Origin of the sequence: Luteimonas rhizosphaerae (assembly GCF_002849595.1) — a bacterium.
Taxonomy (GTDB): domain Bacteria; phylum Pseudomonadota; class Gammaproteobacteria; order Xanthomonadales; family Xanthomonadaceae; genus Luteimonas; species Luteimonas cellulosilyticus.
The window spans coordinates 15,597-27,128 of sequence record NZ_NRQR01000007.1; the positions used below are offsets into that span (position 1 = coordinate 15,597).

11 protein-coding genes are annotated in these 11,532 nt (G+C 70.8%); 7 read left to right on the plus strand and 4 right to left on the minus strand.

Going from position 1 to position 11,532, the window contains the following annotated elements:
• Positions 1–50: 50 nt before the first annotated feature.
• Positions 51–1,550 (minus strand): alanine/glycine:cation symporter family protein, encoded by a 1,500-nt coding sequence (locus tag CJ022_RS03315; protein ID WP_199171426.1) that lies wholly within the window; start codon positions 1,548–1,550, stop codon positions 51–53.
• Between the two features lie 140 nt (positions 1,551–1,690).
• On the opposite strand from CJ022_RS03315, the gene purD reads away from it, so the two are divergent.
• From purD to CJ022_RS03340, 5 genes are all read left to right on the plus strand, one after another.
• Positions 1,691–2,992 carry a phosphoribosylamine--glycine ligase gene (gene purD, locus CJ022_RS03320; RefSeq protein ID WP_101925300.1) on the plus strand — a complete coding sequence of 434 codons (1,302 nt, stop codon included), beginning with the start codon at positions 1,691–1,693 and terminating at the stop codon, positions 2,990–2,992.
• A gap of 69 nt (positions 2,993–3,061) precedes the next feature.
• Positions 3,062–3,559: an acyl-CoA thioesterase gene (locus CJ022_RS03325; RefSeq protein ID WP_101925271.1), complete on the plus strand. Its 498-nt coding sequence runs from the start codon at positions 3,062–3,064 to the stop codon at positions 3,557–3,559.
• Positions 3,560–3,634: 75 nt separating this feature from the next.
• Entirely contained in the window at positions 3,635–5,581 is a 1,947-nt protein-coding gene (locus CJ022_RS03330; protein WP_101925272.1) for an MFS transporter, read from the plus strand.
• 129 nt (positions 5,582–5,710) lie between these two features.
• Entirely contained in the window at positions 5,711–6,121 is a 411-nt protein-coding gene (locus tag CJ022_RS03335) for a CD225/dispanin family protein (RefSeq protein WP_101925273.1), read from the plus strand.
• Positions 6,121–6,561 carry a DUF2752 domain-containing protein gene (locus tag CJ022_RS03340; RefSeq protein WP_233198582.1) on the plus strand — a complete coding sequence of 147 codons (441 nt, stop codon included), beginning with the start codon at positions 6,121–6,123 and terminating at the stop codon, positions 6,559–6,561. The genes CJ022_RS03335 and CJ022_RS03340 overlap by 1 nt, the downstream gene beginning before the upstream one ends.
• Before the next feature lie 212 nt (positions 6,562–6,773).
• Here the strand turns inward: CJ022_RS03340 and nudC are convergent, their stop codons facing one another.
• The 3 genes from nudC to CJ022_RS03355 are packed head-to-tail and all read right to left on the minus strand — an operon-like array spanning position 6,774 to position 8,878.
• Entirely contained in the window at positions 6,774–7,667 is an 894-nt protein-coding gene (gene nudC, locus CJ022_RS03345; RefSeq protein WP_101925274.1) for an NAD(+) diphosphatase, read from the minus strand.
• Between the two features lie 48 nt (positions 7,668–7,715).
• Positions 7,716–8,090, minus strand: coding sequence for an iron-sulfur cluster insertion protein ErpA (gene erpA / locus CJ022_RS03350; protein ID WP_101925275.1), 375 nt, complete (start codon positions 8,088–8,090; stop codon positions 7,716–7,718).
• Between the two features lie 32 nt (positions 8,091–8,122).
• Positions 8,123–8,878 (minus strand): DUF6776 family protein, encoded by a 756-nt coding sequence (locus tag CJ022_RS03355; protein WP_233198583.1) that lies wholly within the window; start codon positions 8,876–8,878, stop codon positions 8,123–8,125.
• A gap of 102 nt (positions 8,879–8,980) precedes the next feature.
• Here CJ022_RS03355 and CJ022_RS03360 point away from each other — a divergent pair, with 102 nt between their 5' ends.
• Positions 8,981–9,565 (plus strand): DUF4126 domain-containing protein, encoded by a 585-nt coding sequence (locus CJ022_RS03360; protein ID WP_101925276.1) that lies wholly within the window; start codon positions 8,981–8,983, stop codon positions 9,563–9,565.
• A 124-nt stretch (positions 9,566–9,689) separates the two neighbouring features.
• A complete protein-coding gene (locus CJ022_RS03365; protein WP_101925277.1) occupies positions 9,690–11,510 on the plus strand; it encodes an EAL domain-containing protein in 1,821 nt (606 codons plus the stop codon).
• The last annotated feature ends 22 nt before the right edge of the window (positions 11,511–11,532 follow it).

Below are 11,532 nucleotides of genomic sequence, written 5' to 3' on the forward strand. Positions count from 1 at the left end.
GGCGATGCCGCCGCGTCCGGATGGACGTCGCCCGTCTCGAACCGCCGCGGTCAGCGCGCGCGTTCGCCTGCCCCGTCCGCACCGTCCGGCATCGGTGCCACGGTCTTCGCCGCCGTCCAGATGCTGCGGTCGATGCGATCGCCGAGTTCCGGAAAGTCCGCGGCATCGAAGCGCGGCGACGGATTGCCGGCGCGGATCTGGCGGTCGTAGTCGCGGGTCACCCGGATCACGACGCCCGACAGCAGCACGATGGCGACCAGATTGACGATCGCCATCGTGCCCATCGCCGCGTCCGCGGTGCTCCAGACCAGATCGACCTTCGCGAACGCGCCCCAGGCGACCATCGCCAGGCAGCCCACGCGCAGCAGCAGGATCCCGACCCGGCCGCCGCGCAGATACAGCACCGCGCTTTCGGCGTAGGCGTAGTTGCCGAAGATCGAGGTCGTCGCGAACAGCGACAGCGCGACCGCGATGAACACCGGCCCGAGGCCGCCGAAATGCACGGCCATCGCCTGCTGGGTCAGCACCGCGCCATCGCCGCCGGCCGTCTCGAGCGCGCCCGAGAGCAGGATCATCAGCGCGGTCGCGGTGCAGATCACCAGCGTGTCGATGAACACGCCGAAGGCCTGCACCAGGCCCTGGCTCGCCGGATGATGCGGCGCCGGCGTCGCCGACGCGGCGATGTTCGGCGCGCTGCCCATGCCGGCCTCGTTCGAGAACAGCCCGCGCTTGACGCCGTTGAGCAGCGCGACCGCGAGACCGCCGAGCACGCCGCCCGCCGCCTGCTCGAGGCCGAAGGCGCTGCGCACGATCAAGGCCAGCGTCGCCGGCACCTCGGCCAGATTGACCACGATCACCCAGGCCGCCAGCAGCAGATAGGCGACGGCCATCGCCGGCACCACGATTTCCGACAGCTTCGCCACGCGGCGCAGGCCGCCGAAGATCACCGGCGCCGCGACCAGCACCAGCACGCCCGCGGTCCAGGCCGACGGCACGCCCCAGGCGGCGGCAACCGCTTCGGAAATCGAATTCGCCTGCACCGCGCTGAACACCAGCCCGAACGCGAGGATCAGGCAGACGGAGAAGATCGCGCCGAGCCACGGTGCGCCGAGGCCGCGGGCCATGTACGACGCCGGGCCACCGCGGTACTGGCCGGCCGCGTCGCGCTGTTTGTACAGCTGCGCCAATGTGCTTTCCACATAGGCGGTCGCCATGCCGACGCACGCGACGATCCACATCCAGAACATCGCACCGGGCCCGCCGACGCCCAGCGCGATCGCCACGCCGACCAGGTTGCCGGTGCCCACGCGCGAGGCGAGGCTGGTGCACAGCGACTGCAGGGGCGAGATGCCGGCCCTGTCGTCGCCGGTCCCGCGCAACAGGCCGGACAGCATCTTGGGAAAACGGCGGAACTGGATCGCGCCGAGCCGCACCGTGAACCACAGACCCACCAGCGGCAGCACGCCGACCAGCACGTAATTCCACAGCACGCCGTTGATCGCATCGACGATGGGCGACAGGGTGGCTTCGATCAGCTGGACAAGCGCCATCGCGTCGGCGGCTCCGTGGATGGCAGGGCGATCGAGCCTAGCACCCGCACCGTCGACGGCCCGCGCGCGTCGACACCGGCGCGCTGCGGCGCGGCTGTCGTTAAAATCGACGGTCCTTCCGATGCCCTGGTGTTGCCATGTTGAAGTTGCTCGTCATCGGCGCCGGTGGGCGCGAACACGCGCTGGCGTGGAAGCTGGCGCAGTCGCCGCGGGTCGCCGAGGTCCTGGTCGCGCCCGGCAACGCCGGCACCGCGCACGAGGCCAAATGCCGCAACGTGGCGATCGCCGCGACCGATCTCGACGCCCTGCTCGACCTGGCCCGCAGCGAGGACGTCGCATTCACCGTGGTCGGCCCGGAGGCGCCGCTGGTCGCCGGCATCGTCGATCGCTTCCAGGCCGCCGGCCTGCGCATCTTCGGGCCCAGCGCCGCGGCCGCGCAGCTGGAAGGCAGCAAGGCGTTCGCGAAGGACTTCCTCGCCCGCCACCGGATTCCGACCGCCGACTATGCGGTGTTCACCGATGCCGATACGGCGCTCGAGTACGTGCGCCAGCACGGCGCGCCGATCGTCGTGAAGGCGGACGGCCTCGCCGCCGGCAAGGGCGTCATCGTCGCGATGACACAGGAGGACGCGGAAGCGGCGATCGTCGACATGCTGTCGGGCAATGCCTTCGGCGCAGCCGGCGCACGCGTCGTCATCGAGGAATTCCTCACCGGCGAGGAAGCGAGCTTCATCGCGATGGTCGACGGCACGACCGCCGTGCCGATGGCGACGAGCCAGGACCACAAGCGCGTCGGCGACGGCGACACCGGTCCGAACACCGGCGGCATGGGCGCGTATTCGCCGGCGCCGGTGGTCACGCCCGAGGTGCAGGCACGCATCCTGCGCGAGGTCATCGACCCGACGGTACGCGGCATGGCCGCCGACGGCGCGCCCTTCAGCGGCTTCCTCTACGCCGGGCTGATGATCGACGCGCACGGCGCGCCGAAGGTCATCGAGTTCAATGTGCGCTTCGGCGATCCGGAAACCCAGCCGATCCTGCTGCGCCTGCAGAGCGACCTGTCGGACCTAGTCGACGCGGCGCTCGATGCGCGCCTCGCCGATGTCGACGTGCAGTGGGATCCGCGGCCCGCGCTCGGCGTGGTCATGGCCGCGTCGCCCTACCCCGAGACCCCGCGCACCGGCGACGTCATCGTCTTCGCCGACGCGCCGGCAGCGCCCGACACCAAGGTGTTCCATGCGGGCACGACGCTCGTCGACGGCCAGATCGTGACCGCCGGCGGCCGCGTGCTGTGCGTGGCGGCGCTCGGCGATTCGGTGGCCGATGCGCAGCAGCGCGCGCATGCGGCGATGGCCTGCATCTCGTGGGACGGCGCCTTCCACCGCAGCGACATCGGCTGGCGCGCGATCGAACGCGAGCGCGCGGCGAACGCCGGCCGCTGACGGGCGTCGCGCCGCAGTGCAGAATCGCGGCGTCGTCCGCATCCGTCGCCCGCCACCGAGGTGTCCCGTATGACTCCAGGCAACGCCGAGCTCAGCATGACCGTGCTGATGACGCCGGACATGGCGAACTTTTCCGGCAACGTCCATGGCGGCACGCTGCTGAAGTATCTCGACGAGGTCGCCTACGCCTGCGCCAGCCGCTACGCCGGGCGTTACGTCGTGACCCTGTCGGTCGACCAGGTCACGTTCCGCGAGCCGATCCACGTCGGCGAGCTGGTGACCTTCCTCGCGTCGGTGAACTACACCGGGCGCACGTCGATGGAAGTCGGCATCAAGGTCATCACCGAGGACATCCGCGAGCGCTCGGTGCGGCATACCAACAGCTGCTTCTTCACGATGGTCGCGATGGACGAGGACGGCCGGCCGACGCCGGTGCCGCCGCGCGAGCCGACGACCGAGGAAGGCCGGCGCCGGTTCCGCCAGGGACACCAGCGCCGCGAGATCCGCCAGGAGCTGGAGCAGCGCTACCGCGCCGTCCGCGACACCGCCGAACCGCCGACGGCCTGATCGCGACCGCCTGCCCGTGACGCGCGATGCGTCATCGTCGTTTGCTAGGCTGCGCGCCTGACGCAAGGAACCTGCATGGCCGGCCACTCCCAGTTCGCACTGCTGCGCCAGCGCAGGTTTCTGCCCTACTTCACCGTCCAGGCCCTGGGCGCGTTCAACGACAACGTCTACCGGCAGTCGATCATCGCGCTGCTGTTCTTCCTCGGCGTCGGATCGGCCGAGAAGACGCTCTACACCAACCTCGCGCCGGCGCTGTTCATCCTGCCGTACTTCCTGTTCTCCGCGATCGCCGGCCAGATCGCCGAGCGCATGGAGAAACAGAAACTGATCGTCATCACGACGGCGATGGAGATCGGCATCATGTCGATCGCCGCGCTCGGCTTCGTGCTCGAAAGCATGACCGTGCTGCTGGTCGCGCTGTTCCTGACCGGCACCCAGTCGACGCTGTTCGGCCCGGTGAAGTATTCGATCCTGCCGTCGGTGCTCAAGCCCGAGGAACTGACCGGCGGCAACGGCCTCGTCGAGATGGGCACGTCGATCTCGATCCTCGTCGGCATGCTCTACGGTGGGCTGATCTTCCAGGTGGCCGGCCAGTACGGTCCGGAAGCCGCGGCGGTCTCGGTGATCGTGCTGGCGATCGCCGGCAACGTGGTCGCGCGACGTATCCCGAAGGTCGACGCCGGCGCGCCGGATCTCAAGATCAACTGGAACCCGATCCCCGAATCGATCGCCGTGCTGCGGCTGGCGCGGCGCCAGCTCGCGGTGCGCAACGCGATCCTCGGGGTGTCGTGGTTCTGGTTCGTCGGCACCGTGTTGACCGCGCAGCTGCCGACCTACGGCGAGGTCTACCTGGGCGGCGTGGCCAACGACACCTCGCTGTACATCTTCGCGCTGGCGCTGTTCTCGGTCGGCATCGGTGTCGGCTCGCTGCTGTGCGAGAAACTGTCGGGACGTTCGGTCGAGATCGGCCTGGTGCCGCTGGGCGCGTTCGGCATCAGCGCGTTCCTGCTCGATCTGTACTTCGCGCGCCCCGGCCTGCCACCCGCGACCGGGCTGACGCTCGCCCAGTTCCTCGGCGACTGGGCCGGCTGGCGCATCGCGCTCGACCTGACCGGCATCGGCCTGTGCGCCGGATTCTTCGTGGTGCCGCTGTTCGCGCTGATCCAGAGCCGCACGCCGCGCTCCGAACTCTCGCGCGTGATCGCCGGGCTCAACATCCAGAACTCGCTCTTCATCGTCGGCGCGGCCGTGCTCGGCATCGCGCTGCAGATGGAGGGCGTGACGCTGGGCGGCGTCACGATCCCGCTGCCCGGGCTCGGCATCCCGCAGGTGTTCCTGGCGCTGGCGATCGCCAATGCACTGGTCGCGGTGTGGATCTTCACGATCGTGCCCGAATTCCTGATGCGCTTCGCCAGCATGCTGCTGGTGCGCGCGCTGTACCGCCTGCGCGTGCGCGGCGCCGACACCGCGGTGCCCGACACCGGCCCGGCGCTCGTGGTCTGCAACCACGTCAGCTACATGGACGCGCTGATCCTGTCGGCGGCGATGCCGCGGCCGGTGCGCTTCGTCATGTACCACCGCATCTTCGCCGTCCCCGGCCTGCGCTGGATCTTCCGGCATGCGAAGGCGATCCCGATCGCCGGCGCAAAAGAAGACGTCGCGATGATGCAACGCGCGTTCGACACGGTCGATGCGGCGCTGGCCGAGGGCGAGGTCGTGGGCATCTTTCCCGAGGGCCGGCTGACGCGCGACGGCGAGATGACCGCGTTCAAGACCGGCGTCGAGCGCATCCTCGCGCGCGCCGCGGCACGGGGACAGACGGTACCCGTCGTGCCGATGGCGCTGCGCGGCATGTGGTCGAGCATGTGGAGCCATCACGACACGCGGCTGGGCCGCATGCGCGTGCCGCGCCGGTTCCGCGCCGCGATCGAAGTCGTCGCCGCACCGCCGGTCGACACCGGCGTGCCGACGGCCGCCGAGCTCGAATACAAGGTGCGCGCGCTGCGCGGCGACGCCGCATGACCTGCGCGCGGCATCGCGCCCGGCGTGCTGCGCCGCGTCGCGTCACGGCGTTACAGTAGCGGCGTCACGCCGGCAGCGCCGGACGTGGATCCGTTGTCACCACCCGTTTTTTCTCCAGGAGATCCGACGATGAGTTCGATGCCACCCTCGCCACCGCCACCCCCGCCGCCGCCGCCGCCGACCGATCCCTATGCGGCACCCTACGGCGCGCCGCAGCCGGGCGCGCCGCTCGCGCCTGGCACGGTGCCGAACTACCTGGCGTGGTCGATCGTCGCCACCGTGCTGTCGCTGTGCCTGTGCTGCGTGATCGGCACCATTCCGGGCATCGTCGCGATCGTGTTCGCGGCCAAGGTCAACACGCTGCTGGGCATGGGCGATCTTCCCGGCGCGCAACGCGCGTCGAACACCGCCAAGACCTGGTGCTGGGTGACGACCGGCCTGTGCATCATCGGCCTGATCTGGACGATCTACTCGCTGACGCTCGGCGGCGGCATGGCGATGTACCAGGAAATGTTCGAGCAGATCCAGGCCGGCAACTGATGGCCTCCGCGCACGGCCAGATGCGCCTGCCGCGCGTCCGCGCCACGACCGTCGCCCTCGCGGGCGCCGGCGTGGCCGCGGGCGCGGCGGGCCTCTGGCTGCTGCGCACGTTCGACCCGACGGCGCCGGGCAGCCCGTTTCCGCCGTGCATGTTCTACACCGTGACCGGCTGGCATTGCCCGGGTTGCGGCCTGACCCGTTGCCTGCACGCGCTCGCCCACGGCGACGTGCCGCAGGCCTTCGCGATGAATCCCCTGCTGCTGGTGCTGCTGCTCGCCACGCCGGCGTTCGTCGCCTGGCGTGCGGGTTGGCGACCGCAGTGGCTGCGCCCGGTCGCCCGCCTGCTGTCGACGGCGACGTTCTGGATCGGCCTGCTCGCGCTGTTCGGCATCGCGCGCAATCTGCCGTGGGCTGCGTTCCGCTGGATGGCGCCAGGCTAGACACCCGCGCGGTGCAGTTCGCAGGTACGGGCCGGCTCTTCGCCTCGCATGCCCCGCGCGCTCGGCAGGCGTCCGGCACTCGCGCCGTTCCACCATCCGGGTGCGGACCCATCCCGGACGTTGCCTGTTCGACAGGCGCCTTGCGGCCCCTGTCGTGACACGCGTGCGGTGGCAAGGCAGCGGGCATGCCGCTGCGGATCCGTATTCCGTCGCTACGCGCGTCCCGCGTCCACGTGCTGCGCGTGCCACTGCGCGATCAGCCAGCGCGAGATCGAGAGCTTCGGCGACAGCAACACGCCCGTGTCCCCCGACGCGTCCCGCAAGGCCGCGCCGATCTCGTCGGCGGTGAACCAGCGCGCCTCCTCGAGTTCGTCGTTGACCTGCGGCGTGTCCGGCATCGCCTCGGCGATGAAGCCCAGCATCAGCGACGAGGGAAACGGCCAGGGCTGCGACGCGAGATAGCGGCAGCTGCGGATGCGCACCGCGCTTTCTTCGAAGACCTCGCGCACCACCGTCTGCTCCAGGGTTTCGCCCGGCTCGACGAAGCCCGCCAGCGTGGAATAGCGCCGCGGCGGCCACGCCGCCTGCCGGCCGAGCAGCAGGCGCGCGCCGTCGGTCACGGCCACGATCACGGCCGGATCGGTGCGCGGATAGTGTTCGAGGCCGCACTGCGGGCAGCGGCCGAGCCAGCCGGCACGCGCCCACGTCAGCACGCCGCCGCAGGCGCCGCAGAACCGGTGCCGCGTGCGCCAGTGCAGCACCGCGCGCGCCTGGGCGAAAGCCGTCGCCGCGCGCGCGGGCCAGTGCGCGGCCGCCGTGCGCAGATCCACGACCGCAGCGGCGGCCAGGCTGGCGGGTGCATCGCTGGCCGGCAAGGCGAACCAGGCCTGCGCGTCGTGCAGGCCGAGGAAGATCGCAGTCTCGGGCCGTGCGCCGACGGCGGTGCCGGTCAGCGCCGGCGGCAGGCCATCGGCGTCGACCGCGGCATCACCCGCGGTGTCGAGCAGCAGGACGCGGGCATCGGGCCAGAGGCGCGCCAGCGCCGCGGAATCGGTGCGCAGGTGTTCGGCGCGATCGAGGGGATCGTCGAGGAAACTGAAGGTCATGCGCGCGATTATCGCCGCGCGGCGTGCGAACGCGAGGTCGCGTCGACGTCAGACGGTGAAACTGCTGCCGCAACCGCAGGTCGATTTCGCATTCGGGTTGCGGATCGTGAACTGCGCGCCGTGCAGGCTTTCGACGTAATCCACCGCCGCGCCCATCAGGTACTGGAGGCTCAGCGGATCGACCACGAGAGTGACGTCGTTGGTGGTGATCGCCAGATCGTCCTCGGCGCGCGCCTCGTCGAACTCGAAGCCGTACTGGAACCCAGAGCAGCCGCCGCCCTGGATGTAGACACGCAGGTTCAGCGCCGGATTGCCCTCGCCGGCGATCAGTTCGCGGACCTTCGCCGCCGCAGCGGGCGTGAAGTCCAGCGGGCGGTCCAGCGACTGGTATCCGGGACTTTCAATGGCGAAGACATCGTTCATGCCCCACAGGATGGGGGGCGCATGCCGCTCGATCAAGCGTCGGGGGCGGAACGCGGCGTCACGTCGGCCCAGCTGAACGCACGTTCGACCGCGGCGCCGCCGTCGGGCGCCAGCCGCACCGTGACCCGCAGCGGCTGGAAGCCGGGCGGCAGCACGATGTCGCCTTCGACCTGCTGGAAATACTTGAACGAATAGGCCACCGCTTCCGCATCCGCCTGCTGACGCAGATCGCCCCAGTCCAGGGTTTCGAGCTGGCCGTTGCGGGTGCCCTCGATCGACAGCCGCACCCGGCCGGCACTGGCCGCGTCGCGGTTCAGGCTCTGGGTCAGCGTGGCGGTGAAGTGCCAGCCCTGGTCGGTCTGCGGCTGCAGACGCAGTTCGTGCACGGTCAGGCCGCGACGCTGCGCCGTCGCGCCGACGAACTGTTCGTAGAACGCGACATCCGCCCGCAGCGCGGCGATCTCTTCATCGCGCTCGGCCAGCGTGCCCTGCAGCTCACGGTTGGCGTCCCGGCTGATCTGGTCGGAGCGGGTCAGCGTCGCGACCTGCTGCTCGAGGTCTTCCAGCGTGCCGGCCTGACGGGCGAGCTGCTGGTGCGGATCGTCGGCGGGCGGCAGCAGCACGCGCCAAGCGCCCCACAGTCCGAATGCCAGCGACACGAGCACGAGCGCCGCGACGACGAGCATCCAGCGGGCCGGCGCCAGCGGTGGCGCGGCGGACGGCGCGCGCGGCGGCGGCGCGGCCGCGGGCTCGACGGGCGCGGGCGGGGGTGAGGACGGCTCGGTCATCGCGACGGTATAGCGAGCGGGCGGAACGCGCGTCAACCCGGAGGCGCTTCTATACTCGCGGCCGTTGGGCAGACGTTCCGTTCCGCCCGCCCGGAGTCCGCGATGTCGGAAGCCCATCTGTTCGCGATCGGCGTCCTGCTGGCCTGGCTCGCCGGCATCCGCGTCTACCTGACCGTCTTCGGTCTCGGCATCGCCGGCCTGTTCGGCTGGCTCGATCTCCCGCCGGCGCTGGCGATCACCGCGTCGCCGTGGGTCATCGGCGTGTCGGGCGTGCTGGCCGCGGTGGAATTCTTCGCCGACAAGATCCCCGGTGTCGATTCGGGCTGGGACCTGCTGCAGACGCTGGCGCGCGTGCCGGCGGGCGCGTTCCTCGCCGCGGCCACGCTGTCGCCCGACGGCGATCTCGGGGCCGGCATGCTGGCGACGGGCGCCGGCGTCGCCCTGACCAGCCATGTGCTGAAGGCCGGCACGCGGCTGCTGCTCAACACCTCGCCGGAGCCGGTCAGCAACCTCGCGGCCTCCTTGACCGAAGATGTCGTGACGGTGTCGGCCCTGGCGCTCGCCTTCGCGTATCCGTGGATCGCGCTGGGGCTGGTCGTCGGCATCGGTGTGCTGGGCGCGTGCCTGGTGTGGTGGATCTGGCGACGCGTGTTCCGGCGGGCGCCCCGGGTGCCGGCCACGCGCTGACACGGCGGCAGCGGGCTCCGTTCGCGGCCCGCGCGCTGCCCTCGCGCGCAGACCGCGGATGGGCGTCCTCACAGCCGGGTCGCTAAAGTTGCCTGTTTCCCCACATCCCGGCACAGTCCTCCTCATGTCCGCAGCAGATTCCCGAGACCGCGCAGAAACCCCGCCCACCGCCTACTGGCGTCGCTGGGTCGCGGACGCGGCGCCTGCGGTCCTGCCCGGCCGCGCCACCGACGACGGCAATGCGCCGACGCGCGAGGCCACGGCAGCCGCCGCGTCGGCCGATGCCGCGGCCGAACCGCCGTATCGCGTGCTGGTGGTCGAGGACGACCCCAGCCAGGCGCTGTTCGCCGAAAGCGTGCTCAATGGCGCCGGCATGGAAGCGCACGTGGTGCCGGTCGCCAACGAATTCATGACCACGCTGCAGCGCGTGCAGCCCGATCTGGTGCTGATGGACCTGCACATGCCGGGCATGGACGGCAACGAGCTGACCACGCAGCTGCGGCAGCAGCCGGCGTTCTCGCACATTCCGGTCGTGTTCCTGACCGGCGACGAGGACCCGGACCGCCACTTCGAAGCGCTGGAAGTCGGCGCCGACGACTTCCTGACCAAGCCGGTGCGGCCGCGACACCTGATCGCCGCGGTGCAGAACCGCATCCGCCGGGCCCGTTCGCTTCAGCAGATGCCCGAGCCCGGGCGCCATCCCGTAACCGGCCTCAATAGCCGGCTGCAGATCCTGCAGCGGCTGGCCGAGGCGATTCCCGGCAGCGCGCGCGGCGCACTAGGCTTCATCGAGATCGAAGGCATCACCGCGTTGCGGGACCGCTACGGCTACGCCGGACTGGAGTCGATCCTGACCGACGCCGGTCGCCACGTGCGCGAACTTGTCGGCGACGCGCCGGCGACGCGGCTCAACGACAACACGTTCCTGGTCTTCGCCCCGGGCGTCGCCCGTGTCGAGCTCGATGCGTGGGCGCGCAGTCTGCGCGACGGCATCGGCAGCCATCCGTTTCCGCTCGCCGACCAGCAGATCCGACTGCGCGCCCTCGTCGGCTACGCCGATCTGGCCCACGGCTACGGCGAGCCCGGCGCCGCGCTCGCGGCTGCCGAGCAGGCCCTTCGCGAATCGCGCGGTACGCCGCTCGGCATCGCCGTGCACATGCCGTCCGACGAGCCGGTCGGCGACGAACAGAACGCATTCGGCCAGGACCTCGCCGGCGCGCTAGCCGACAACCGCATCGAACTCGCGTTCCAGCCGATCGTCGCCGTCGCCGGCGGCGACGAGGCGCAATACCAGACGCTGCTGCGGCTGCGCGGTCGCGACGGCGAGCTGCATTCGGCGGCGCGGATCCTGCCGGCTGCCGAAGCGGCCGGCCTGCTGCACGAGATCGACCGCCGCGTGCTCGAGCTAGCCCTCGACACGCTCGAGGTCCACCAGCAACGCGGCGCGCCGATGCGGCTGTTCGTGTCGCAGTCGTCGCGCAGCCTGATCGAGCCCGGCCAGGCCGAATGGCTGGTCGGCACGCTCGCCTCGCGCGGCCTGCCCGGGCCGTCGCTGGTCATCGACGTGCGCCAGGACGATGCGCTGATCCACGCGCTGTCGCTGCAGGATTTCTGCGCGAAGATGGTCCCCGCCGGCGTGCAGCTGTGCCTCGGCCAGTACAGCGCCGGCGACGAGGCCAATGCGCTGCTCGCGCAACTGCCGCTGGGCTTCGTGCGCCTGGCCGCGCGTTACTCGCGGCAGCTCGACGAACCCAAGGTCCGCGACGAAATGCGGGTCTCGGTCGAACGCGCCCACCGGCTCGGCCTGCAGGTCATCGGCCAGCAGGTGGAAGACCCGCAGGCCGCGGCGACGCTGTGGATGAGCGGCATCGACTTCATCCAGGGCAACCTGGTGCAGCGCGTCGATGGCGGCCTGAACTTCGACTTCCACCACTCCGTCCTCTGACCGATGATCTCGCGCCGGCGCC